Source organism: Isoptericola sp. NPDC057191, from assembly GCF_042670225.1.
In the GTDB taxonomy this organism is placed as follows: domain Bacteria; phylum Actinomycetota; class Actinomycetes; order Actinomycetales; family Cellulomonadaceae; genus Isoptericola.
This window is the reverse complement of sequence record NZ_JBHUWC010000027.1, coordinates 1-23,398: the sequence shown is the minus strand read 5'-3', so window position 1 is coordinate 23,398 and position 23,398 is coordinate 1. Positions and strand designations below refer to the sequence as shown.

The following is a 23,398-nucleotide window of genomic DNA, read 5'->3' as shown; positions in this document are numbered from 1 at the left end:
GCAGCCCGGCAGTCTCAGCCGCACTCGTCGCAGATGCCGGTGGCCGGCAGCGCGGTGAAGCAGGTCGGGCAGATCGCGAGCTCGGGCTCCGGCACGGCCTGCTTGCGGGTCGGGGCGCTCGCGGCCTTGCGCCGCGGCGCGGCGGCCTTGCGGGCGGCTGCAGGAGCCGCGGACGCCGGCGCGGTGGCGACGAAACCGTGCTTGCGCAGGATCGCGGCGTCGTCACACTTGGCGTCGACGAGGTCCTCGGCACGGGCCGGGACGCCCGTGGCGTACTTGTGCGCGACGCCGAGCACGGCCTTGGAGTCGTAGGTGCGGTCCTCGTGCACGAAGGTGTGCCCCGGCGTGGGCAGGAACCCGTAGACGCCGACGAAGGCGTCGGCGCCGCGGTCGTCGTGCTCCTCGATCGCCCGGAGGATGTGCTGGCGCGTCACGCTCGAGAAGGTAGCCACGGCATCAGGTTAGTCGCGTCGCAGGGGCCCACCGACCGTCCGGGGGCCACTGTGGCGAGCGCCGCACCGGCGGGCGGGCGGCGCGCCCGTCCCCGAGGGGCGAGGCGCGCGTCGCAGGACCTGCGTCACCGCCGCCGTCTAGAATCGATTCGTGCGCCGGAAAGCCCTTGCCAGCTCGTCCGACCAACCCCTCCTCGACGGCCAGCGGCCGGTGCGGTCCCTGCTGCGCCTGCTGGGGACCCAGCCGCGCCGCATGACGGTCGCCCTCGCCGCGTTCGCGGTCAAGGAGACGCCGTTGTGGTTCCTGCCGGTGATCACCGGTGCGGTCATCGACATCGTCGCCGAGGGCGGCACCGTGCGGTCCGTGCTGCTGTGGTTCGCGCTCGCGGTCGTGCTCCTCGCGCAGAACTACCCGAACCACCTCGTGTACACCCGCAACTTCATGACCGTGGTGCGCGGCACGGGCGCCGCGCTGCGCAACGCCCTGGTCGAGCGGCTGCAGGCGCTGTCGATCGGCTACTACTCGCGAGCCAGCTCCGCCGTCGTGCAGAGCAAGGTGGTGCGCGACGTCGAGAACGTCGAGCTCATGCTGCAGCAGGTCACCCACCCCCTGCTGTCCGCCGCGATGGTGATGATCGGGGCCGTCACGATGACGGCGATCAAGGTGCCGGAGTTCCTGCCGGTCTACGCGCTCGCCATCCCGACGGCGCTGCTCGTGCGCCGCACCATGGCGCGGCGCTCGCGGGCGCGCAACGAGGAGTTCCGGCGCGAGATCGAAGGCTTCTCCGCCCAGGTGGGGGAGATGGCGTCCCTCATCCCGGTGACCCGTGCGCACGGCCTGGAGCGCACCGCGGTGTCGCGGGTCGCCGACGGTGCCGACGAGGTGCGCCGCGCCGCGCTGCGCCTCGACCTGCTCAACGGGCGGGTGGCGTCCGTGTCCTGGGTCGCGATGCAGCTGCTCGGGGTGGGCTGCCTCGTGCTCGCGGCGGTCGTGTCCCTCAGCGGGATCGTCGCCGTGACCCCCGGCGAGGTGGTGCTGCTGTCGACGTACTTCGGCCTCCTGACCCAGGGCCTGACGCAGGTGCTCAACCTCGTGCCGGTCACGGCGCGCGGCGTGGAGTCGGTGCGCTCGATCGCCGAGGTGCTCGCGGAGCCCGACCTCGAGCAGAACGAGGGGCGTCGCCAGGTCGGGGCGGTGCGCGGGCACCTCCGGCTCGAGCACGTCTCGCACCGCTACCCGGACGCCGCCGAGGACGCGCTGCACGACGTCGACCTCGAGGTGCGCGAGGGCGAGACGGTGGCCTTCGTCGGCCCCTCCGGCTCGGGCAAGTCGACGCTGCTCAACCTCGTGCTGGGGTTCGTGCGGCCCACCGCGGGCCGCCTCCTGCTCGACGGTGCCGACATGGCCGACCTCGACCTGCGGACGGTGCGGCGGTCGGTCTCCGTGGTGCCGCAGGAGTCGGTGCTCTTCGAGGGGACGATCCGCGAGAACGTGGCCTACGGCCTGGACGCCGGCGATGCCGGCGACGACGGGGCGACCGACGAGCGTGTCCGGGCGGCGCTGCGCGACGCCAACGCGCTCGAGTTCGTCGACGCGCTGCCGGACGGCTGGGACACCGTGGTGGGTCAGCGGGGCGCCCGCCTGTCCGGCGGGCAGCGGCAACGGCTGGCGATCGCCCGCGCGCTGGTGCGGGACCCGCGCATCCTGTTCCTCGACGAGGCCACCAGCGCCCTGGACCCGGAGGCAGAGGCCACGGTGCGCGACGCCCTGGACCGGCTCATGCGCGACCGCACGACCCTGGTCGTGGCGCACCGGCTGTCCACCGTGCGGGCCGCGGACCGCATCGTCGTCCTGGAGCACGGGCGGGTCGTGGAGGTGGGCAGCCACGACGAGCTGATGCGCCGCGGCGCCCGGTACGCCACCCTGCACGCCGCGCAGGCGGGGGCGGCGTGATGGCGACGCGGCCGTCGTCAGACGGCGCCGCGCAGCCGCGGGAGCGCGGCGGCGACGTCGTCGAGCTCGCGCAGCGCGTGCTCGCCGGAGGAGAGCACCACCACGAACTCCGAGACCCCGGCCGCCTGGTAGCGCTCGACCAGTCCCGGCAGGTCGGCCAGGGCGTGCTCGCGCAGCCGGAGCTGCACGGTGCGGCGGATCTGCGCCGGGTCGCGACCGACGTCGGCGCAGTGCCGGTCGAGCACGTCGCCGAGGGCGGCGACCTGCTCCGGCGTGCTGGAGGTGTCGTTCCACGCGTCGGCGTACTGCGCCACCAGCCGCAGGGTGCGCCGCGGTCCGGAGCCGCCCACCCAGATCGGCGGGTGCGGGCGCTGGACGGGCTTGGGCTCGGCGACCGCGTCGGCGAGCCGGTAGTGGGCGCCGTCGAACGTGGTGCGCGGCTGCGTCCACAAGGACCTGAGGATCTGCAGCGACTCCTCGAGACGGTCCATCCGGGTGCGCACGCTGCCCAGGTCGAGGCCGTACATGGTGTGCTCGTGCTCGTTCCAGCCGGCGCCGATACCGAGCTCGAGCCGCCCGCCGGACAGCTGGTCGACGGTCGTGGCGAGTTTGGCCAGCATCACTGGGTGCCGGTAGGAGTTGCCCGAGACCATGCAGCCGATCCGCACACGCGACGTGGCCACCGCCATCGCCGCCTGCATGGCCCAGGCGTCGTAGATCGGGCGCGAGTCGTCCGCGCCGAGCGAGGCCAGGTGGTCCATGACCCAGACGTGGTCGAAGCCGGCCTCGTCGGCCGTGCTCCATACCTGACGGAACGTGCCGATCGGCGCGTCCTGCGTGAGCTTGATGCCGAAGCGCGGCGTCGGCGCCGCGGCCGTCGATCCCGAGGTCATGAGGCCATCCTGACGGGGGTGTGGCCGTGGTGACCATCCATGACGTCGCCCGGCACGTGGGCGTGTCGGCCGCGACCGTCTCGAACGACCTCAACCGGCCGGAGAAGGTGGCGCCCGCGACGACGGCGCGCATCCGTGCCGCCGTCGAGCAGCTCGGGTTCGTCCCCAGCCTGTCGGCGCGCCAGCTGCGGTGGCAGCGGTCGGGCATCGTCGGCGTGTCGGTCATCAACGCCTCCAACCCGTTCTTCGCCGACGTCGTGCGCGCCGTCGAGCGTGTGGTCGCGCGGGCCGGCCTCACCCTCGTCACGGGCAGCACCCACGAGTCCCCGGACCAGCAGGAGCGCCTCGTCGCGCTGTTCGAGCAGCTGCGTTTCGACGGCATGGTCGTCGCCCCGTCGGACGCCCACATGGCGGGGCTGGTCGCGCGCAAGGACCGCGGCCAGCCGGTGGTCGTCGTGGACCAGCAGGACCCGGCGCAGCGGCTCTCGACGGTCTCGCTGCGCCACCGCGAGGGCGGGCGGCTGGCGGCGCAGCACCTGGTCGACGGCGGACGTCGCCGGTTGCTCGTCGCGACCGGGACCGCCCGCGTGCAGCAGACCCGGCGCCGTCTGCAGGGGGTGCGCGACGTGGTGGCGGCGACGCCCGGCGCGTCGCTGCGTGTCGACCACGCGGACGACCTGGGTCTCGACGAGGGGGCCGCGGTCGGCCGCCGGATCGCCGCGGCCGCGCCGGCCGACCGTCCGGACGCCGTGCTCGCCGGCAACGACACGCACGCGCTCGGCCTCGTGCGCGCGCTGCTCGACGGCGGGGTGCGCGTGCCGCAGGACGTGGCCCTCGTCGGGTACGACGACATCCCGTTCGCCACGACCGGCGCCGTGCCGCTGACCACGGTGCGCCAGCCCGCGGGGGCGATCGGCACCACCGCGGCCGAGATCCTGCTGCGCGAGATCGACCACCCCGGCACGGCACGCGAGGAGGTGCTCTTCGACCCGGAGCTGGTGGTGCGGCAGAGCAGCTGACGCTGGGATTCTCGGCCGACTGGTCCTCAGCCGACGGCGGGGTCGCCCTCCAGCAGCGTCAGGTAGGGGGCGATCGCGGGGAACACCCACAGGAACAGGACCGCCACGACGGCGGCGACGAGCACCAGCGACTGCAGGACACGCCAGAACACGTTGCCCGGCAGGTGGCGGAAGATCCACGCGTACATGTCGACTCCTGCCTCAGCGGACCTGGTCGGGGGTGCCGTCGGCGCGGTCCATCCAGCCGACGAACTTCGCGTAGGTGATCCAGCGGTGGTCGTTGCCGTACTCGCCGAGCGTGAGGGAGTGGCACGTGGTGAGCGTGAGCAGCCGCTCCGTCGGCTTCTGGTCGGGATGGTGGGGGACCGGTGCCACGACGTCGACCTGGTCGGGGGTGACGATCTCGTGGCTGGTGACCTCGTAGACGTACCACGTCTTCGCCGTCTCGACGATGACCTGGTCGCCCTCCTGCAGCTCGTCGACGTGCCGGAACGAGTTGCCGTGGGTGCGCCGGTGGCCGGCGAGCGCGAAGTTGCCGATGTCGCCCACCTGCTGCGACGACTCGTAGTGGCCCGCCTTGGCCTGGTCGAGCACGTCCATGCCGGTGCCCTCGGCGATCGGCATGGCGTTGTTCGTCAGCCCGTACCAGCGGGGCACGATGAGGGTGCCGATCGTCTCGCCGTAGCCGGCCTTGTCGGGGACGGGCGGGTCGTCCGTGCGCAGCTCCGCCTTCGTGGGGTTGGCCGGTGGCAGCGTGGCGCGGAACTCCTGCACGGCCTCCTGCGCCTGGGCGTTCGCCTCCACCGAGGTCCACCACAGCTGCCAGACCACGAAGAGCCCGAGCACCACGCCCAGGGTGATGAGCAGCTCGCCGACGCCGCCCACCACGGCGCTGCCGACGCCTCGGCGGCGGGGGGGTCGGGCGTGGGTGGGACTCGTCACGTGCGCGATGGTACGTGGTCGCGCGGCCGGTCGCGGCCCGCGGGCGGTCCGGTGGGCACCCCGTGCCCCGAGGGATGTCGTGCGACGTCCGCGCGTGCCAGGGTGGACCGGTGACCAGCGACGACGGAGCCACGACCCCGCGCGCGGCGCGCCTGCGCCGACGGTGGGACCGCGAGGCGAACGGCTACGACCGCGCGTTCGCCGCGGTCGAGCGGCGGATGTTCCCCGACGTGCGCCGGGCGCTGTGCGGCCGCGCCGAGGGACGCACGCTCGAGGTGGCGGTGGGCACCGGGCTCAACCTGCCGCACTATCCCCGCGCGGTCGTCGCGGGAGACGGCGCGTACACCGGCGTCGAGTGGAGCCCGGGGATGCTGGACGTCGCGCGCCGCCGCGCCGCGGAGCTGGGCCTGGACGACCTCGACCTGCGCCTCGGCGACGCGCAGGACCTCGACCTGCCGACCGCCTCCTTCGACACCGTGGTCTGCACGTTCTCGCTGTGCGCGATCGGCGACGACCGCGCCGCGCTGGCCGAGATGACGCGGGTGCTCCGCCCGGGGGGCCGGCTCCTGCTGGCCGACCACGTCGCGTCGACCGTCTGGCCGGTGCGGGCGCTGCAGGCGGTGGCCGACGTGGTGAGCGTCCCGCTCGCGGGGGAGCACTTCGGCCGTCGTCCCGCGCGGTGGGTGGAGGACCGCGGGCTGCAGGTCGAGGCGCACGAGCGGTCTCGCGCCGGGGTCATCGAGGTCGTCGTGGCACGCGTGCCGACCGCGTCGCCAGGCGTCAGCCGCTGACCTCGAACGCCGTCTCGCCGCGCGTCGGCAGGTCCTCGACGTCGATGCCGGTGACGACGGCCGCCGTCGGGCCCGCACGCAGGAACTCGAGCATGGCGGCGACGGCCTCCTCCGTGCCCTCGACCTCGGCCTCGACGGTGCCGTCCGGGAGGTTGCGGACCAGTCCTGCGACGCCCGCCCGGAGCGCAGCCTGGCGGGCGGCCCAGCGGAACCCGACGCCCTGCACGCGGCCGTGCACCCGCACGCGGCGTCGCACCGTGGTGGTCATCCCGTCCTCCTTCGCACCGCACGGCGTCGGTGGCACGCACCGTCCGTCGCGCCAACCCGCCGGACCGGTCAGTCGAACATGTCCCCGAGGTCCCCGACGTCGTCGAGGATCCCGCCGAGCACCATCCCACCCAGCACGGCGCCGAAGACGTCCGAGCCGCTCCGGCCCCCGCGACGGCGGTCACCCTGCCAGCCGCCGTCGTACCCGCCGTACCCGCCGTTGTAGCCCCCGTCCCACCGCTGCCCCTGGCCGGCGCGCGCGATGTCGCGGTGAGCCAGCGTCGCGGCCTCCGCGGCCAGGGCGGCACCCCGCCGCGCCGCCGAGAACGCGCGCTCGGGGTCGTCGGCGGTGCGCGCCTGCGCCACCTCGCGCTCGGCCTCCGCGAGGCGCGTGCGCGCGTCCGGCCCCACGGGTGCGCGGTAGTCGTCGACCACGGACCGCGCGGCCACGAGCTGCCGCTCCGCGTCGTCGAGCGCGGGACCGAGGCGGGCGACGGCCCGCCGGACGCGCTCGTCACGCTCCGCCCGCTCGGCCACCGCGTCGTCGAGCGCGGTGTTGGCCTCGCGCACGCGGGTCAGCGCGTCGACCGGGTCGCCCGGCTCACCGGGGGCGGGCAGCGCCGCGAGGGCGCTCTCCAGCGCGTCGACCGCGCCGTCGATCCGGCCCGCCCGCTCCGCGGCCGGCAGGGCGCGCGCCTGGGCGAGCTCAGCCCGCGACTCGGCGACGATCGCCCCCAGGGCCGCCTCGGCGCGCAGCGCCTCGGCCTCGTAGTCGTCGACGGCGCGCAGCAGGCCTTCTGCCCGGCGCACGGCCTCCTCGGCCGCCCGCGCCGCCGCTCCTGCCTCGGCCACCTGCTGGGTCGTCAGCCGCTTGCGCGCCGCGGCCGCGCTGCGGCCCGCGAACTCGAGGAGCCGCTCCGCCTGGTCCGGGTTGTCCGCGACGGGCAGGAGCGCCCGCTCGGCGTACTGGCCCCGCAGCCGCTCGAGGTCCGCGCGCGCGGCGGGGATGGCCTCGCGCACCCGCGCCAGCTCGCCGTCGACGCGGGCGACGACGTCCGGCGTCGCCCGCACGGTCTGCCGCAGCCCGGCCAGGCCGCGGTCGAGCTCGTCCAGGAAGCCGCCGGCCGAGCGGCACAGGTCGACGACCCGCGCCGACCACTCCTGCCGCTGCTCGTCGGTGTCCGGCATCTCGTCGTGCAGCAGCTGGTTGAGGTGGAACGCCTCGCCGAGACTCTCCCGCGCCCGCCGCAGGGTCGGGGCGAGGTCGCGGGTCTCGCGCTCACCGAGCTCGGCCACCGCGAACGCGAGCTCGTCCTCGGCGAGGCGGGCCCGCTCGTCGGTGCGCACCAGCGCCGAACCGGCCTCCGCGCCGAGCCGACCCAGCTCCGCCTCCCGTGCCGACACCCTCTGGCGTGCGGCCCTCCGGCGGCGCGCGGCCCACACGGCCACCGCCGTCACCAGCACCACCACCACGACGACGCCCGTCGCGATCCCGACGATCTGCCCCGCATCCATGGTCGGCATCGTAGGCGGCGTCCGCCCGGCGTGGAGAGCCGGGGGCGGCGTGACCGGGCCCCTGCCCGACCACGTCGCCCCCGGTCGTCCTCCGCACAGGTCCGCGCGGGTCGCGTCAGCCGCGCCGGCGCGCCACGCGCAGCGCCACGAGGACGGCCGCGCCCGCGAGGACGACCACCCCGCCCGCGATGCCGAGCACCACGACCAGGTCCGACGCCCCGCCCTCGTCCGCGCCCGTGCCGGCTCCGGCGTCCTGGCCGTCGGGCTGCGCCGCCGACGCGCCGCAGGCCGCCGACCCCGCTGCCGGGGACGCCGGGTCCGCCGGGGACGACCCGGCCGGCGGGTCGTACGTGAACGAGAACTTCCCGCTGGTCGGGTGACCGTCGGCCGACACGATGCGCCAGTCGACGGTGTACGTGCCCGCAGGACCGAGCGACACCGGCACCGACACCGTCCGGTCCTGGGTGGTGGGGCACCCGGTGGCGCGCTCGGCTCCGGCGGGATCCGTCACCGAGACCACGGTGCTGGACCCGTCCGCGGACAGGTTCAGCACGACGTCGTCGAACGTGATGTCGACGGAGTCAGGCGCCTGGGTGACCGTGGAGCCCGCCTCGGGGGTCGAGCCGACCACGACGTTGTGGGCGCTCGCGGGCGCGGCCGCGCCAACCGCGCCCGCCAGGGCGAGCCCGAGCGCACCGATGCCCGCGAGCAGCGTGCGCCGGGCTCCGCCGCGGCGCGCGTCCCGTCCGCGCGGCGTCACCGCTGCGCCGTCCGGGTCCGCGTGCGGGCCAGCGCGACGAAACCCGTCACGGCGCCCACGAGCCCGAGGCCGAGGCCGGCGGCGCCCAGCGCGAGGGGCAGCGTGTCGCCCGACCCGTCACCGGCGTCGGCCGTGCCCGTGGTGGCCGCCGTGCCCGCCGACGCGGCGTCCCCGTGCCCGCCCTCGGTGGTCGCAGGCTCGACGTGCAGCACCGGAGCGGGGTGCTCGGGCTCGGTGTCGCCGGTCGCCTCCTGGTCCCACTGGACGACCTCCCCGTCGGAGTAGGTCTGCGTGGCCGGCAGCGTGAGGGCGTCGACCCCCTCGGGGACGGCTCCCGCCGACACGGTGAAGCGGAGGAACTCGCCCGGCGCGATGGCGGCGTCCGCGTCGTCGGCGGTCCACACCACGGCCGCGGGCGCCTCGGTGACCTCGGTGCCGTGCACCTCGACGGGCTCGGGCAGGGGAGCCTGGGTGACCTTCGCGGTCCAGCCCGGCACCGGCTCGACCGACACGCTGGTGAACGGGGTGTCGGACGGCAGGGTGACCTTCACCCGGGTGGTCGAGGCGTCGGCGGACTCGTTGGGGACCTTGAACGTCAAGGTGGCGTACGCGCCGGCCGCGGCCGAGTCGGGCGTCACCGTCACGTGCGCCGACGCGGCGCCGGCCGCCAGCACGAGCGCGGGGAGGGCGAGGGCGGCGGTACCGGCGAGGCGGCGGGTGCGCCGGGCACGGGCAGGGGTGGTCGTGGACATGGCTGTCTGCTCCAGAGTGTCGAGAGTCGTGGGACGACGAGGGACCTGCCCTCGTCCGACCTCGGACCAGGGCAGGCTCAGGCGGCGCGCAGGAGGGCGCCGGACAGCCGCGGGGGCCCGCGAGGCGCGGGGCGGCGGCGGGCGTTCCCGGGTCGCGGGCTCCAGGTTGCGGCGCTGACGACCGTCCGCCGGCGTGCCACGGGCAGCGCCGGCGCGCTCTGCACCAGGACGGCGACGTGCCGCAGGTGGGCGACGACGTTGGCGGCGGCCCGGTCACCGGCCGCGAGCAGCAGGGCCGTGAGCACGACGGCGGCGGCGTGCGCGGCGAGCATCCAGGAGGCCGTCCCGCCCACGGCGGCGTGGTGATGGAGCACCGCGGCGGTCGCCGGCGGCAGGGAGCCAGGGCCGAGGTCGTGGGCGGCGTGCCCCGTCAGGGCGGTGGCCGAGCCGGTCCCGCCGCCGCCCGCGCCGAGGACCGACAGCGCGGTGTGCTGCACGAGCTGCAGCGCGACCATGGCGGGCAGCAGGCGGCGCAGCGTCAGGCGACGGCGCGCGGTCCACACGGCCAGCGGCGCGGACAGCGCCAGGACGACCAGCCAGGCCAGGGGGGTGCCGGGCAGCGTGCCACCGGCCACGAGGTGCGCGGCGGCCGCGATGCTGAGCGTCGTGCCGGCGACGAGAAGCTCGCGCACACGACGGACGACCACGGACACCCCCGCACCCTATCCCGGGCGGGGGAGCTCCCTGGCGGACGGGCGAGCGGTCCCCGCGGGCGGTGGGCTACCGTGACGCCGAACGACACGGGGTGCCTCTCGCCCGTCGGCCCCGGCCGGCGACGAGACGCTGAGATCACACCCGTCGAACCTGATCTAGCTCGTACTAGCGAAGGGATGTCGACATGAGCGTGCGCGCGCGTCACGACAGCTCCGACTCCACCGAGGTCTCCACCGGCGTGGGCTGCGGCCCGCTCGCCGCCACCACAGCCGCCCCTCGCCGGCCCCGCGTGCTCGCGGTCGCCGGCTCCGACCCGTCGGGGGGAGCCGGGATCCAGGCGGACCTCAAGGCCGTCGCAGCGGCCGGGGGGTACGGGATGGCGGCGCTCACCGCGCTGACGGCGCAGAACACCCGGGGCGTGCGCGGCGTGCACGTCCCGCCGGCGGAGTTCCTCACCGCGCAGCTCGAGGCGGTGGCCGACGACGTGGCGATCGACGCCGTGAAGATCGGCATGCTCGCGTCCGCGCCCGTCGCGCGCGCCGTGGGGGCCTGGCTGGACGGGCTGCCGCGCGGCGCCACGTCGTCGCGCCCCCCGGTGGTGCTGGACCCGGTGATGGTGGCCACCAGCGGCGACCGTCTGCTCGACGCGGCGGCCGAGCGTGCGGTGCGGGACCTGCTGCCCCGGGTCGACGTCGTCACCCCGAACCTGCCGGAGCTCGCCGTGCTCGCCGAGGAACCGCCCGCCGCCGACTGGGCCGCGGCGCTCCGGCAGGCGCGGCGTCTCGCCGCCCGGTACGACGTGCTCGTCCTCGCCAAGGGCGGGCACCTCGACGGGTCCCGCGCGCGTGCCGGTGCCGACGCCGGCGCGCCGGACGCGCTCGTGGGCCCGGACGGCGTGCTGGTCGAGGTCCCGGGCGAGCGCGTCCGCACCACGGCCACGCACGGGACGGGCTGCTCGCTGTCCAGCGGCCTGGCCGTCCGGTACGTCCGCACCGGCGACTGGGCCGAGGCCCTGCGTGGCACGAAGGCGTGGCTCACCGCGGCGATCCGTGCGGGGGAGGCGCTGCGGGTCGGCGCCGGGCACGGTCCGGTCGACCACCTGGCGGGCAGCACGCCGTCCGGCGCCGTGGCTCCCGAGCCGGCTCCAGCACCGGCTCCAGAACCAGACGGCGGCCCGGCGGGGCGGGACGTCGTCGCGCGCTGGTGGGACCACGCGGCACCCGTGCGTGCGGCCGTCGACGACCTGCCCTTCGTGCGTGCTCTCGGTGACGGGTCGCTCGCCCCCGGGCACTTCCGCACCTACCTGGAGCAGGACGCGATCTACCTGCGCGAGTACGCGCGCTGCCTCGCCCGCGTCAGCCAGCTCGCACCCACCCGCGCCGAGCAGGCCTTCTGGGCGGGCGGGGCCCACGGTGCGCTCGTGACCGAGCTCGACCTGCACACGCGCTGGCTGGGGGGCGAGCCCCGGGACGTCCCGGCCAGCGCCACCACGGCCGCCTACCTGGAGCACCTGCGTGCCGCCGGCGACGACTACGCGACCCTCGTGGCGGCCGTCCTGCCCTGCTACTGGATCTACCAGGACGTCGGCGAGCGGCTGGCGGCCCTGGACCGCCCGGGCCATCCGTACTCGGCCTGGCTGGGCACGTACGCCGACGAGGCGTTCGCCGCCGCGACCCGGCAGGCCGTCGCGATCCTCCGCCGTGTCGCCGGCGCTGCCGGCCCGGTCGTCCAGGAGCGGATGGCCGCAGCCTTCCACGGGTCGTGCAGGCACGAGCTGGCGTTCTTCGACCAGACCGGGCAGCGCGAGCAGGGCGACGTTCCGGGGCAGGACGCGGCGCTCCCGGCACGCCGGACGACGGTAAGCGGTGTCCCGATCGGGTGACATGCCGGGTGACCGGGGCAAGGGTGTCGGCGGCCGGTGAGAGAATGACTGTGATGCCCGACACCACGCGCGCACCGCGCAGCAGCAGCCGAGGCGCCAGCAGCGCCGATCCCTCCGACAGTCCCCGGAGGAGCTCCGCCTCCTCCGCATCCCGTCGACCCGCCGCGCCCGGCACCCCGCCGGGCGGGTCCGCCGGCCCGCCCGGCGCAGCCGCCCCCGCCGCACCCGCGGGCTCCGAGCTCTCGACGATCGCGTCCGTCCGGCGGCTCTACCCGTACGTCCGGCCGGCCGTGCCCCGCCTCGTCGGCGGCCTGTTCTCCGCGCTGGGCGCCAGCCTCGCGGCGCTCGCGATCCCGCGCGTGCTCCAGGAGCTCGTCGAGGGCCCGCTCGCCGAGGGCGCCGCGGCGCACGACCTCGGCGCCCTCGTGGTCCCCGTCGTCCTCGTCCTCGTGCTCGGCGTCGCCGAGGCCGGCTTCGTCCTGCTGCGCCGCAACCTCGTGATGTACCCCGGCACGCGGATCGAGGCGGAGATGCGCATGTCGCTGTTCCGCCACCTGCAGGACCTGCCGGTCGCCTTCCACGACCGGTGGCCGGGCGGCCAGCTGCTCAGCCGCATCATGGGCGACCTCGGCCTGCTGCGCCGCTGGCTGATCTTCGGCCTCCTGCAGCTCGTGGTCAGCGCCGTGACGATCGTCGTCGGCGTCGGGATCCTCCTGGCCACCGCCGGCTGGCTGGGCCTCGTGTACCTCGCGGGCGCGATCCCCGTCACGGTCATCGCGTTCCGCTTCTCGCGCCGCTACCGCGTCATCGCGCGGCTGTCGCAGGACCAGTCGGGCGACCTCGCCACCACCGTCGAGGAGTCGGTGCACGGCATCCGCGTCCTCAAGGCCTTCGGCCGCGGTCGCGACGCCCTCGAGTCGTTCACCGACCAGGCCGAGGAACTGCGGCAGACCGAGATCCGCAAGGCGGGCAACCAGGCCACCGTCACCACCGCGCTGCAGCTCATCCCCGAGATCACCCTCGCGGTGTGCCTCGTGCTCGGCACGGTCCTGGCCGCGCAGGGCCAGATCACGGTCGGCAGCCTCGTCGCGTTCTTCCTCACCGCCGCCGTGATCAACGGCCCGGTGATCGACCTCGGCATGACGCTCTCGATGACGCTGAACGCCCGGACCGCGGTCGACCGCTTCTTCGAGGTCATGGAGACCCCGAACCCGCTCGCCGACCCCACCGACCCCGTCGACGTCGGCGAGTCCCACGGCCGGCTGGAGCTGCGCGACGTGTCGTTCCGGTACGAGGACTCCGCCCACCCCGTGCTCGAGCACGTCGACCTCGACCTGCCCGTCGGCACGACCACCGCCCTCGTGGGGCTCACCGGCTCCGGCAAGTCCACCCTCGCGATGATGGTGCCGCGCATCTTCGACGTCACCGGCGGCGAGGTCCTGCTCGACGGCGTGGACGTCCGGCGCATGCGTCGCCAGGACGTGCGACGCGCCGTGGCGGTCGCCTTCGAGGACCCGACGCTGTTCTCCGCGTCCGTGCGGGACAACGTGCTGCTCGGCGTCCCCGAGGAAGGACCGGACGCCGTGCCCGAGACCGAACGGGAGCGTCGCCTGCACGAGGCCCTCGAGGTGGCCCAGGCCGGCTTCGTCGCCGACCTGCCGCAGGGGGTCGAGACGCGGATCGGGGAGGAAGGGCTGTCTCTGTCCGGCGGGCAGCGCCAGCGCCTCGCCCTCGCCCGCGCCATTGCCGCCCGACCCGCCGTGCTCGTGCTCGACGACCCGCTGTCCGCGCTCGACGTCGCGACCGAGGAAGCCGTCACCACCCGGCTGCGGGCCGTGCTCGACCGCACCACGAGCCTCGTCATCGCCCACCGCCCCTCCACCGTGGCGCTCGCGGACCGCGTCGCGGTGCTCCAGGACGGGCGGATCACGGCCGTGGGCACCCACAGCGACCTGCTCGCGACGGACGCCCACTACCGGCACGTCATCTCCAGCCTCGAGCAGGACTGGGAGGAGTGCGCCGAGCACGCCGACCGGGAGCCGTCCGAGCAGACCCAGACCGAGGAGGTCAACCGGTGAGCCGCCCCACCACGCCCGGTCCCGCTGGTCCCGCCGATCCCGCCCAGCCCGCCGACTCCGCCGACGTGACCGACGCGCGCCGTCGTCCCACCGACGCGACCTCGGACGACGCCACCCGCCTCGACAAGGAGACCTCGCGCGCTGTCCGGTCCCGCTCGATGCGTCTGCTCGGCGAGATGCTGCGGCCCCGGCGCGGCGCCCTCGGCGTCGCCGGCGTCCTGGTCGTCGCCTCCACGCTCGGCCAGGTGGCCGGTCCGTGGCTCGTGTCCCTCGCGATCGACGAGGCCGTGCCCGACCTGATGGACGGCGACGTCGGCACCCTGGTGCTGGTCGGCTCGGCCTACCTCGTCGCGGCCGTCGTGGGCGGCGTGTGCGCCGGCGCGTACGTGCGGCAGGCGGCGCGCATCGCCCAGGGGGTGCTCCTGGACCTGCGCCGGCGGGTGTTCCGGCACACGCAGCTGCTCAGCCTGGAGTTCCACGAGTCGTACACGTCGGGGCGCATCATCAGCCGCCAGACGTCCGACCTCGAGGCGCTGCGCGAGCTGCTCGACGGCGGTCTCACGGGCGTCGTGTCCTCGCTGATGCTCATGGTCTTCACGGGCCTGAGCCTGTTCCTGCTCGACTGGCGCTCGGGCCTCGTGCTGGCCGTCGCCCTCGTCCCGGCCTGGCTCCTGACCCGCTGGTTCCAGAAGCACTCGCAGGTCTTCTACCGCGAGCAGCGCACCACGTCCGCCCGGCTCATCGTGAAGTTCGTCGAGACGATGACGGGCATGCGGGCCGTCCAGGCGTTCCGCCGGGAGTCGACCACCGAGGCCGAGTACGACAAGCTCGGCGAGGAGTACCGCGACGCCAACCTGCGGATCTTCAGCGTCAACGGCCGCTACCAGCCGGGCCTGGTGCTCATCGGCAACGTGGCGGTCGCCCTTGCCCTCGCCGTGGGCGGGTGGCGGGTGTTCTCCGGCGCTCTCGACGTCGGCGTGCTCGTCGCCGCCCTGCTGTACGTGAAGCGGTTCTTCCAGCCCATCCAGCAGCTCGGCATGTTCTACAACTCGTTCCAGTCCGCCACGGCCGCGCTGGAGAAGGTGTCCGGGCTGCTGGCCGAGGAGCCGACGGTGGTCGAGCCCCGCCGTCCGGTGTCGCTGCCGCACGCGCGAGGCGCCCTGCACCTGCAGGACGTCACGTTCCGCTACGGCGACGGCCCGGTGGTGCTGCCCGACCTCGACCTCGCCATCCCGGCGGGGCAGACCGTCGCGCTGGTGGGGACCACGGGCGCCGGCAAGTCCACCCTCGCGAAGCTCGTCACCCGGTTCTACGACGCGAGCGAGGGCCGTGTGCTGCTCGACGGCGTGGACGTGCGCGACCTGTCGACCCCGGACCTGCGGCGCGCCGTGGTCATGGTGACGCAGGAGGCGTACCTCTTCAGCGGGTCCGTGCGGGAGAACATCGCGCTCGGCCGGCCGGGCGCCCCGCAGGCCGACATCGAGGCGGCGGCCCGCGCCGTCGGGGCGCACGAGTTCATCATGGACATGCCCGAGGGGTACGACACCGACGTGAACAAGCGCGGCGGGCGCGTGTCCGCCGGGCAGCGGCAGCTGCTCTCCTTCGCGCGCGCGTTCCTCGCCGACCCCGCGGTGCTGGTCCTCGACGAAGCGACGTCGTCGCTCGACATCCCCGGCGAGAGACTGGTGCAGCACGGCCTGCAGACGTTGCTGGCCGACCGGACCGCGATCATCATCGCGCACCGCTTGTCGACGGTCGCGATCGCCGACCGCGTGCTCGTGATGGAGCACGGCCGCGTGATCGAGGACGGGACGCCCGCCGACCTGGCCGCGGGGGACGGGCACTATGCCGCCCTCAACGCCGCCTGGCAGGACTCGCTGGTCTGACGGCCACCGTCGCGGTCACCGTCCCGTCACCGCAGCCGCGACAGGGCCGTCAGGTCCACCGGGTCGACGAGCGTCGCCAGCTCGTGGCGCACCCACCAGGCGCCCGAGCGGCGGCGCTCGTCGCGCGTCGTGAAGCGGTAGCGGTACAGCCGCATGCGCACCCAGCGGGGTGCGGCCCCGTCGAACGGGTCGCGCCGCAGCAGGCGCAGGGTGGCCGGGTCGGCCTCCAGGAGCCGCAGGCACAGGCGGGCGATCCACGGGCCGGAGGCGCCCAGCGGCACGAACCACAGCACCCAGTCGAGCCGCAGGTGGTACGGCGCCACCTGCGGCGGGCGACGGTCGACCGCGCCGGGCTTGCCGCGGAACGCGTACTCGCGCCAGTCGTCCGGTCCGGGGTGGTCCGCCAGGGTGCCCTCGACCACCACCTCGTCCCGGCGGCGGGTGACGCTGCCGAACGCCCCGTACGCGTTGACGAGGCGCAGGGGCTCGAAGCTCGCGTTCATCTTCTGGTGCCGGGACGCGAGGTTGAGCGCGGGCCGCACGGACAGGACGGCCAGCAGCAGGGCGACCAGCGCCACGACGACCAGGTAGCCAACCGGCGTGCCCGGCACCGGCACGGGAGCCGCCGCGCTGCGCCGGCCCAGCAGGGCCTCCCACACGCCGTCGGACACCGCGGCCGCACCCAGGACGATCGTGGCCCAGTTCAGCCACGCGAAGTTGCCGGTGAGGACGAGCCACCCCTGCGTCAGCACGACGACGCCGCCCGCGACGCTCGGCAGGGGCTGCGGCAGCCACAGCAGCCACGGGACGAGCAGCTGCGTCACGTGGTTGCCCACCACCTCCGTGCGGTGCCACCAGCGCGGCAGGTGATGGGCGTGCCAGCTGAACGGCCCGGGCATGGGCTGCGTCTCGTGGTGGTAGTCGAGGGCGGTGAGGTCGCGCCACGCCGGATCGCCGCGCCACTTGATCAGGCCGGCGCCCAGCTCCACCCGGAACAGCAACCACCGCGCCGCCAGGACCAGCAGGAACGGCACGGGCACCGCCGGCGACCCGAACCATGCCGCGAGGAACGCCAGCTCGCACAGCAGGGTCTCCCAGCCGAAGCCGTAGAAGCGCTGCCCCACGGAGACGACCGAGAGGTACGCCGCCCACAGCCCCAGCAGCACCAGCGTCGTGACCCACCAGGGACCCGCCTGCGGAAGCCCGACGACGACAGCCGCGGCGCCCGCCGTACCGAGGCCCGCGACCACCACGAGAAAGCGGTCCGAGTAGTGGGCGTGGAACAGCGAGGGAGCCTGGCGGAACCGGACCCGTGCCGTGAACGCCGGCACGGGCAGCAGCCCACGCTCCCCGAGCAGAGGGCGGAACTGCGCGAGGGCCTGCACGAACGCCAGGCACAGCAGGACCGCGACGCCGCGCTGCAGCACCTCGCGCGCGACGTCGTAGTCCGTGGTGGCCCACCACCCCTCGAACCAGGTCGCGAGCCCCGGCGGAAGCACGGAGGGGAGCCCGGGGGACGGCTCGGCGGGCGGCGCGGCCAGGAGCTGCGCAGGCACCACCCCACGCTAGTCGCGGCCGGCGCCGCCCGCCTCGACCAGCCGCTGGACCAGGGCGTGCGCCGCCGGCGTGGGCGCCCCCACGGTGAGCGCGAGCACCTGCCGCGTCGCACCCGGCAGGTGCTGCGCGACGACGTCGGGGTTGCGGTGCGCGCGCAGGGCCAGCGACGGCAGCAGGCTCACCCCCGCGCCGGAGGCGACGAGCGCCTGGACGGCCACGTAGTCGTCGGTCTCAAACGCGATGCGGGGCGAGAAGCCCGCCGTCGCGCACCGAGCCACCAGGTCGGCGCGGCAGCGCTCGCAGCCGGCGATCCACGCGGCGTCCCGCAGGTCCGTCAACGGCGGCGGGTCGGCGTCGGCCCCCGGTCCGTCGGCAGGTCCGTCGGCAGGCCCGTCGGCAGGCCCGTCGGCGGCCCGCCGGACCAGGGCGATCGGTTCCGTGTGGACGACGGTGACCTCGAACCGTGAGAGGTCCATCGCGGGGCGCGCGTGCCGGGAGTCGGTGTGCTGGAAGACGAGGGCGACGTCGACGTCACCGGCCTGGAGCGCGGCCACCGCCTCGGGCGGCTCGGCCTCGACCAGCCCGACGCCGAGACCGGGGTGCGCGGCGCGCAGCCCGGCGACCGCGGCGGGCACGAGCGTCGCCAGCGCCGACGGGAACGCGGCCAGCCGGGCCCGCCCCGCGCGCAGCCCGGCGAGAGCGTCGAGCTCGCGGCGCGCGCCCTCGACCCGGCCCAGGATCTCCTCGGCCCGCGCCGCGAGCAGCCGGCCGGCCTCGGTGAGGCGCACGCCGCGGCCCGCGCGCTGGAGCAGGGGGAGACCTGCCTCCGCCTCGAGCCGCGCGAGGTGGTGGCTCACGGACGGCTGCGCATAGTGGAGCTCGCGGGCGGCGGCGGTCACCGAGCCGGTGCGCGCCACCGCGGCGAGCACGCGCAGCCGGGTGAGATCGAGGTGCGGCGGGGGAGCGGGTTCGACGGACACGGAGCCAGCCTACGACGACACATCGACAGTGCCTATGACGGGTAGTCAGAACAGGCATTGGACCTATCAGTCGTCCGCGCGCGATGCTGCCATGATGACGACCTCGACCTCCGTGCCCGGACCCCCGCCCTCCGGCGACGTGCCGGCGCCCCCGACGATGCGGGACGTGCTGGCCGCCGCGCGGCGGATCGACGGGCTCGTGGTCCGCACGCCGGCGCTGCGCCACCCGGAGCTCGACCGCGCGGCCGCCGCCGCGGGCGCCGCCGGCGTCGACCTCGTCGTCAAGCACGAGAACCTCCAGCACACCGGCGCGTTCAAGGTGCGCGGCGCGCTCAACCTCCTTCTGGGCTTCGAGGACCACGAGCGTCGCCGCGGCATCGTCGCGTACTCGACCGGCAACCATGCGCAGGCCCTCGCGTACGCCGCCCGGCACACCGGCACCCCCTGCACGATCGTGATGCCCCACCACCCGAACCCGCTCAAGGAGCGCGCGGTGCGCGAGCTCGGTGCCGAGGTCCTGCTGCACGGCGAGACGTTCGACGACGCCCGCGAGCAGGCCGGGCGGGTCGCCGCCACCTGCGGCGCACGGCTCGTGGGTGCCGCCAACGAGCCCGTCCTCGTCGCCGGCGTCGCGACGGCCACCCTCGAGCTCCTCGAGCAGGCCCCCGACCTCGACGTCCTCGTCGTCCCGGTCGGCGGCGGCTCCGGTGCCGCGGCCGCGTGTCTCGTCGCCGCCGCGCTGGAGCCCGGGCTCCGGGTGGTCGCCGTGCAGGCGGCCGCCTCCCCGGCCGCCCACGACTCCTGGCGCGCCGGCGAGCTGCGCACCGCCCCCAACGCCACGCGCGCCGAGGGGCTCGCCGTCGGGTGCGGCTTCGCGCTCACCCAGGCCGTGCTGCGCGACCGGCTCGCCGACTTCCTGCTCGTGGACGACGACGCGATCGCCGCCGCCCAGCGTGCCTACCTCACGGGTGCGCGCACGGTCGCCGAGGGTGCGGGCGCCGCGGCCCTGGCCGCCGTCCTCAGCCACCCGGAGCAGTTCGCCGGCCGGCGGGTGGGCGTCGTCTGCTCGGGCGGCAACGCGAGCGAGACCGAGCTGCGCCGCGCCCTCGCGGACTGACGGGCCCCGCGGGCGCGTCGCGTTCGCCGGGTGGGGGAGCGCGGCCCGGGGATACGCTTCCGGGCATGGCCCGCTACTTCGACGTCCACCCGGTCGACCCTCAGCCCCGGGCGGTCGGGCAGGTCGTCGCGATGCTGAACGACGGTGCGCTCATCGCCTATCCGACCGACTCCGGCTACGCCCTGGGCTGCCGGGTCGGTCAGCACGACGGCACCGAGCGGATCCGCCAGATCCGCCATCTCGACGCGGGCCACCACTTCACGCTCGTGTGCGCCGACTTCGCGCAGCTCGGACAGCTCGTGCGGCTCGACAACACGGCGTTCCGCGCCATCAAGTCCGCCACCCCCGGCCCCTTCACGTTCATCCTGCCGGCCACGGCCGAGGTCCCGCGGCGGCTCGCGCACCCCAAGAAGCGGACGATCGGTGTGCGTATCCCGTCCTCGCCGATCGTGCAGGCGCTGCTGCGCGAGCTGGGCGAGCCGCTGCTGTCGTCCACGCTGATCCTGCCCGACCAGGAGCAGCCGCTGACCGACGGGTGGCAGGTCAAGGAGGAGCTCGACCACGTGGTCGACGCCGTCGTCGACGGCGGCGAGGTGGTGGCCGAGCCCACCACCGTCGTCGACTGGTCGGAGGGATACCCCGAGGTCGTGCGCGTGGGCGCGGGCGACCCGTCCCGCTTCGAGTAGGGCGCGGACGGCCGCTCGGCGGCGCGCGGCCCCGGCTAGGGTGCTGCTCATGAGCGACCGCGGACTGGCCCTGGCCCGAGAGAAGATGACGGCGGAGGGCGTCGCCCCCGCCGCGATCGAGACCTTCACCCGCTTCTACCACCTCCTCGAGTCCGGAGAGACGGGCCTGGTGCGCGAGGCCGACGTCGACCCCCTGGTCGACCTGCCGCGACACGCCGACCTCGACGTCTCGGACGCCGAGGCACGGGACGCGCTGGCCCGGACCGCGATCATCAAGCTCAACGGCGGGCTCGGCACGTCGATGGGCATGGACCGGGCGAAGTCGCTGCTGACGGTGCGCGACGACGCTCCGGGCGGCGGCGAGGACGGTCTGAGCTTCCTCGACGTCATCGTCCGCCAGGTGCGGGCCGCGCGAGAGGCCACGGGCGCCCGGCTGCCGCTGGTGCTCATGAACTCCTTCCGCACCCGCGACGACACGCTCGCCGCGCTCGCGCCGTACACCGACCTCGCCACCGACGACCTCCCCCTGGACTTCCTGCAGAACCGCGAGCCCAAGCTGCGCGCGGACGACCTCGAACCGGTCGAGTGGCCCGCGGACCCGACGCTCGAGTGGTGCCCGCCCGGCCACGGGGACCTGTACCCGGCGCTCCACGCCTCGGGCGTCGTGCGCGCCCTCCTGGACGCCGGCTTCCGGTACGCGAGCGTCTCCAACTCGGACAACCTGGGCGCCGCACCCGACGGCGTGATCGCTGCCTGGTTCGCCGCCTCGGGCGCGCCCTACGCGGCGGAGATGTGCCTCAAGTCCCCGGCGGACGTCAAGGGCGGGCAGCTCGTGGTGCGCAAGAGCGACGGGCGCATCGTGCAGCGGGAGACGGCGCAGACCCACCCCGACGACGTCGAGGTGTCGCTGGACCCGTCGGTGCACCCGTACTTCCACACGAACAACCTGTGGTTCGACCTCGAGGCGCTGGCCGCGGAGCTCGAGCGCACCGGTGGGGTGCTGGAGCTGCCCCTGATCCGCAACGAGAAGACCGTGGACCCGACGGACGCGTCCTCGCCCGCCGTCGTGCAGATCGAGTCGGCGATGGGTGCGGCCGTGGCCGTGTTCGAGGGGGCCACGGCGATCGAGGTGGGGCGCGAGCGCTTCCTGCCCGTGAAGACGACGAGCGACCTGCTGCTCATGCGCTCGGACGTGTACGAGCTCACGGACGACTACCGGCTGGTCGCCCAGGTCGACGTGCCGCTGGTGACGCTGTCGAAGACCTACAAGACGATCTCGCGCTTCGACGAGCGCTTCGCGGCGGGGGCGCCGTCGCTGCGCGCCGCGACGTCGCTCACGGTCGACGGGGACTGGACGTTCGGTGCCGGGGTGCGCGCCGAGGGGGACGCCGCGCTGCCCGACGAGGGCCGACGCGCCGCCGTGCCCGACGGCGCCACCGTCACCGCCGAGGGCGTCACCCCCTGAGCGTTGTGGGTACGAAAACGGCGTGAATCCAGCTCGGAATTCTCGCCGTTTTCGTACCCTCAGCGTCAGGCGGGGAGGTCGACGACGCGGTCGGCGCCCGGCTCGGGGACGAGGGCTCCGGCGGACGCCGCGGCGAGGTCGTCGCGGAGCCGGGGGAGCGCTGCGGGCGGCACCAGCAGGGCGAGCCGGGCGACGGCGGCGTACGTCGGGGGCTCGAGCACCGCGTCGTGCGTGGCGGCCCAGTCGCGCAGCAGGTGGTCCACCCGGCCGGCGTCGGCGTGGGGGACGTCCACGGTCACCTCGGTGCGCACCTCCCGGCGCCGGAGCAGCCCTCCGGCCGCCGCGAGGTCGAGCGCCTCGGCGACCGCGCCGGAGTAGGCCCGCACCAGGCCGCCTGCGCCCAGCAGGACCCCGCCGAAGTAGCGCGTCACGACGGCCACGACGTCGGTCACGTGCCGTCGGCGCAGCACCTCGAGCATCGGCACCCCGGCGGTGCCGGAGGGCTCGCCGTCGTCGGAGGAGCGCTGCTGGTCGGCGTGCGTGCCGACGACGAGGGCGACGCAGTGGTGCCGTGCGTCCCAGAGCTCCTTGCGGAGCCGGGCGACGACGGCGTCCGCCTCCTCGACCGACACCACGGGCGCCACGCGCGCGAGGAAGCGAGACTTCTTCACCACCAGCTCGTGGTCGACTGCCGCGGCGAGGGTCCCGGGGAGCGGCGCGGGGGCGGGGCTGTCGGGGCTGCTCACCGCTCGAGGCTACGGCGTCGGGCGACACGCCGACGACCTCCCCATAAAAAGTGTGCCAAGCGCCAGGATCGACCCATGACGCAGCACCCTGAGACGTCCGCCCCCCTCCCGGACCAGCCCGCCGAACCTGCGGAAGGGTCGCCCCCCGCGCGCTACCCGCGACCGACCGTCTCGCTGGAAGAGGCGGAGTGGGTGTGGCGGGAGCTGTCGGTGGAGGCGCTGCGGCCAGGGGGCAAGCCCGAGGTGGTGCGCCTGGCCGTGATCGCCGGCCTCACGCGCGCGACGGGCGCCAGGTACGGCGACCTGCTGCGCGTGCGGGCGGAAGACCTCGACCTCGGCCCCGACGCTGCGGCGGCCAGCCGCCGGGGCCGGGTCGGGGGTGCGCGGGAGCCGGGGGAGGGGAGGGTGGTGCTGCGGCACGGCAAGCACCGCACGGTCCGCGAGCATCGCCTGCCGCCCGAGGTGGTGCTCGTGCTGCGCCACTGGATGGTGGTCCGCACGGAGCTCGCGGCCGAGCTGGAGGGCTCTGTCCCGCGGGCCCTGCTGCTGACCGTGCACCACACGCACGACCACGGCACGACGGTCGCCAGCGGGCTGCCCATCACCCGGCAGGGGCTGGTGCTGTCGTGGCGACGCTTCGTGCACCGGACCAACGCCCGGTACGGGGCGGTGCGGGCCCCGCTGCCGACACGCTTCGAGCAGGTGCGCCGCGCCTGGGTGGACGCGGGGGTGCCCGACCTCGGCCGAGAGACGCCCGCTCCCGAAGCTTCCTGAAAAAATAGTGTGCCAAGCGTCCTGACAGACCGAGGTGCTGTGCTGCACCGGAACAGACCCGAGCAGAGAAGACCGGGCGGCCCCGCCGACCGGTGTCCTCGCCGACGTCGGTCGGTCGACGCGGACACCGGGCCCAGCACGACGGAGGGGTGCCGCGGGTCGTCACCC

Annotated in this window: 22 protein-coding genes and 1 riboswitch; of the genes, 10 read left to right on the top strand and 12 right to left on the bottom strand. The window is 75.2% G+C overall.

The genetic code is table 11. The features are described 5' to 3' along the window. Positions 1–14: 14 nt before the first annotated feature. Positions 15–452 (bottom strand): hypothetical protein, encoded by a 438-nt coding sequence (locus tag ACFT55_RS06340; RefSeq protein ID WP_380242711.1) that lies wholly within the window; start codon positions 450–452, stop codon positions 15–17. A 151-nt stretch (positions 453–603) separates the two neighbouring features. Between ACFT55_RS06340 and ACFT55_RS06335 the strand changes: the two genes are divergently transcribed. Then, the gene (locus ACFT55_RS06335) at positions 604–2,406 is read left to right on the top strand and encodes an ABC transporter ATP-binding protein (RefSeq protein WP_380242708.1); all 1,803 of its coding nucleotides are present in this window, start codon (positions 604–606) and stop codon (positions 2,404–2,406) included. Between the two features lie 17 nt (positions 2,407–2,423). Here ACFT55_RS06335 and ACFT55_RS06330 read toward each other — a convergent pair whose 3' ends face one another. Then, positions 2,424–3,299, bottom strand: a complete 876-nt coding sequence (locus tag ACFT55_RS06330) for an LLM class F420-dependent oxidoreductase (RefSeq protein ID WP_380242706.1) — start codon at positions 3,297–3,299, stop codon at positions 2,424–2,426. Positions 3,300–3,325: 26 nt separating this feature from the next. Between ACFT55_RS06330 and ACFT55_RS06325 the strand changes: the two genes are divergently transcribed. Further along, positions 3,326–4,318, top strand: coding sequence for a LacI family DNA-binding transcriptional regulator (locus ACFT55_RS06325; protein ID WP_380242704.1), 993 nt, complete (start codon positions 3,326–3,328; stop codon positions 4,316–4,318). Positions 4,319–4,344: 26 nt separating this feature from the next. On the opposite strand, the gene ACFT55_RS06320 is transcribed toward ACFT55_RS06325, so the two are convergent. Next, a complete protein-coding gene (locus ACFT55_RS06320; RefSeq protein WP_380242702.1) occupies positions 4,345–4,506 on the bottom strand; it encodes a hypothetical protein in 162 nt (53 codons plus the stop codon). Between the two features lie 13 nt (positions 4,507–4,519). After that, on the bottom strand, positions 4,520–5,260 hold the full coding sequence (locus ACFT55_RS06315) for a class E sortase (RefSeq protein ID WP_380242700.1): 741 nt from the start codon (positions 5,258–5,260) through the stop codon (positions 4,520–4,522). Between the two features lie 110 nt (positions 5,261–5,370). On the opposite strand from ACFT55_RS06315, the gene ACFT55_RS06310 reads away from it, so the two are divergent. Next, positions 5,371–6,051, top strand: a complete 681-nt coding sequence (locus tag ACFT55_RS06310; RefSeq protein WP_380242698.1) for a class I SAM-dependent methyltransferase — start codon at positions 5,371–5,373, stop codon at positions 6,049–6,051. Here the strand turns inward: ACFT55_RS06310 and ACFT55_RS06305 are convergent. From ACFT55_RS06305 to ACFT55_RS06285, 5 genes are all read right to left on the bottom strand, one after another. Beyond that, on the bottom strand, positions 6,041–6,319 hold the full coding sequence (locus ACFT55_RS06305) for an acylphosphatase (protein ID WP_380242696.1): 279 nt from the start codon (positions 6,317–6,319) through the stop codon (positions 6,041–6,043). The two genes, ACFT55_RS06310 and ACFT55_RS06305, sit on opposite strands and share 11 nt — an antisense overlap. Positions 6,320–6,387: 68 nt before the next feature. After that, a complete protein-coding gene (locus tag ACFT55_RS06300; protein WP_380242694.1) occupies positions 6,388–7,833 on the bottom strand; it encodes a hypothetical protein in 1,446 nt (481 codons plus the stop codon). A gap of 115 nt (positions 7,834–7,948) precedes the next feature. Next, positions 7,949–8,593, bottom strand: coding sequence for a copper resistance CopC family protein (locus ACFT55_RS06295; RefSeq protein ID WP_380242692.1), 645 nt, complete (start codon positions 8,591–8,593; stop codon positions 7,949–7,951). After that, complete coding sequence (locus tag ACFT55_RS06290; RefSeq protein WP_380242689.1) at positions 8,590–9,345, bottom strand: YcnI family protein; 756 nt, start codon at positions 9,343–9,345, stop codon at positions 8,590–8,592. Before ACFT55_RS06290 ends, ACFT55_RS06295 begins: the two co-directional genes overlap by 4 nt. A 77-nt stretch (positions 9,346–9,422) precedes the next feature. After that, positions 9,423–10,058: a hypothetical protein gene (locus ACFT55_RS06285; protein WP_380242687.1), complete on the bottom strand. Its 636-nt coding sequence runs from the start codon at positions 10,056–10,058 to the stop codon at positions 9,423–9,425. A gap of 78 nt (positions 10,059–10,136) precedes the next feature. Continuing rightward, positions 10,137–10,253, top strand: a riboswitch (TPP riboswitch). Between ACFT55_RS06285 and ACFT55_RS06280 the strand changes: the two genes are divergently transcribed. From ACFT55_RS06280 to ACFT55_RS06270, 3 genes are all read left to right on the top strand, one after another. Then, positions 10,244–11,941 (top strand): bifunctional hydroxymethylpyrimidine kinase/phosphomethylpyrimidine kinase, encoded by a 1,698-nt coding sequence (locus ACFT55_RS06280; RefSeq protein WP_380242685.1) that lies wholly within the window; start codon positions 10,244–10,246, stop codon positions 11,939–11,941. Its footprint overlaps the riboswitch before it by 10 nt. 53 nt (positions 11,942–11,994) lie before the next feature. After that, positions 11,995–14,019, top strand: coding sequence for an ABC transporter ATP-binding protein (locus ACFT55_RS06275; protein WP_380242682.1), 2,025 nt, complete (start codon positions 11,995–11,997; stop codon positions 14,017–14,019). Between the two features lie 65 nt (positions 14,020–14,084). Next, positions 14,085–15,905, top strand: a complete 1,821-nt coding sequence (locus ACFT55_RS06270; protein ID WP_380242733.1) for an ABC transporter ATP-binding protein — start codon at positions 14,085–14,087, stop codon at positions 15,903–15,905. Positions 15,906–15,931: 26 nt separating this feature from the next. Here the strand turns inward: ACFT55_RS06270 and ACFT55_RS06265 are convergent, their stop codons facing one another. After that, on the bottom strand, positions 15,932–17,404 hold the full coding sequence (locus ACFT55_RS06265) for a lipase maturation factor family protein (RefSeq protein ID WP_380242730.1): 1,473 nt from the start codon (positions 17,402–17,404) through the stop codon (positions 15,932–15,934). 66 nt (positions 17,405–17,470) lie between these two features. Beyond that, entirely contained in the window at positions 17,471–18,442 is a 972-nt protein-coding gene (locus ACFT55_RS06260; protein WP_380242680.1) for a LysR family transcriptional regulator, read from the bottom strand. A gap of 94 nt (positions 18,443–18,536) precedes the next feature. On the opposite strand from ACFT55_RS06260, the gene ACFT55_RS06255 reads away from it, so the two are divergent. From ACFT55_RS06255 to ACFT55_RS06245, 3 genes are all read left to right on the top strand, one after another. After that, a complete protein-coding gene (locus ACFT55_RS06255) occupies positions 18,537–19,559 on the top strand; it encodes a threonine/serine dehydratase (protein WP_380242678.1) in 1,023 nt (340 codons plus the stop codon). Positions 19,560–19,624: 65 nt separating this feature from the next. Continuing rightward, a complete protein-coding gene (locus ACFT55_RS06250; RefSeq protein WP_380242676.1) occupies positions 19,625–20,245 on the top strand; it encodes an L-threonylcarbamoyladenylate synthase in 621 nt (206 codons plus the stop codon). 49 nt (positions 20,246–20,294) lie between these two features. Continuing rightward, positions 20,295–21,710: a UTP--glucose-1-phosphate uridylyltransferase gene (locus ACFT55_RS06245; RefSeq protein ID WP_380242673.1), complete on the top strand. Its 1,416-nt coding sequence runs from the start codon at positions 20,295–20,297 to the stop codon at positions 21,708–21,710. Between the two features lie 65 nt (positions 21,711–21,775). Here the strand turns inward: ACFT55_RS06245 and ACFT55_RS06240 are convergent, their stop codons facing one another. Continuing rightward, positions 21,776–22,456, bottom strand: coding sequence for an IMPACT family protein (locus tag ACFT55_RS06240; protein WP_380242671.1), 681 nt, complete (start codon positions 22,454–22,456; stop codon positions 21,776–21,778). Positions 22,457–22,531: 75 nt separating this feature from the next. Between ACFT55_RS06240 and ACFT55_RS06235 the strand changes: the two genes are divergently transcribed. Further along, positions 22,532–23,230, top strand: a complete 699-nt coding sequence (locus ACFT55_RS06235) for a hypothetical protein (protein WP_380242669.1) — start codon at positions 22,532–22,534, stop codon at positions 23,228–23,230. Positions 23,231–23,398: the final 168 nt, after the last annotated feature.

Excerpts from the sequence above, each read along its gene's own strand:
- ACFT55_RS06330 (WP_380242706.1), bottom strand. The coding sequence starts at position 3,299 with ATGACCTCGGGATCGACGGCCGCGGCGCCGACGCCGCGCTTCGGCATC.
- ACFT55_RS06320 (WP_380242702.1), bottom strand. The coding sequence starts at position 4,506 with ATGTACGCGTGGATCTTCCGCCACCTGCCGGGCAACGTGTTCTGGCGT.
- ACFT55_RS06305 (WP_380242696.1), bottom strand. The coding sequence starts at position 6,319 with ATGACCACCACGGTGCGACGCCGCGTGCGGGTGCACGGCCGCGTGCAG.
- ACFT55_RS06300 (WP_380242694.1), bottom strand. The coding sequence starts at position 7,833 with ATGGATGCGGGGCAGATCGTCGGGATCGCGACGGGCGTCGTCGTGGTG.
- ACFT55_RS06290 (WP_380242689.1), bottom strand. The coding sequence starts at position 9,345 with ATGTCCACGACCACCCCTGCCCGTGCCCGGCGCACCCGCCGCCTCGCC.
- ACFT55_RS06280 (WP_380242685.1), top strand. The coding sequence starts at position 10,244 with ATGAGCGTGCGCGCGCGTCACGACAGCTCCGACTCCACCGAGGTCTCC.
- ACFT55_RS06275 (WP_380242682.1), top strand. The coding sequence starts at position 11,995 with ATGCCCGACACCACGCGCGCACCGCGCAGCAGCAGCCGAGGCGCCAGC.
- ACFT55_RS06255 (WP_380242678.1), top strand. The coding sequence starts at position 18,537 with ATGACGACCTCGACCTCCGTGCCCGGACCCCCGCCCTCCGGCGACGTG.
- ACFT55_RS06250 (WP_380242676.1), top strand. The coding sequence starts at position 19,625 with ATGGCCCGCTACTTCGACGTCCACCCGGTCGACCCTCAGCCCCGGGCG.
- ACFT55_RS06245 (WP_380242673.1), top strand. The coding sequence starts at position 20,295 with ATGAGCGACCGCGGACTGGCCCTGGCCCGAGAGAAGATGACGGCGGAG.
- ACFT55_RS06235 (WP_380242669.1), top strand. The coding sequence starts at position 22,532 with ATGACGCAGCACCCTGAGACGTCCGCCCCCCTCCCGGACCAGCCCGCC.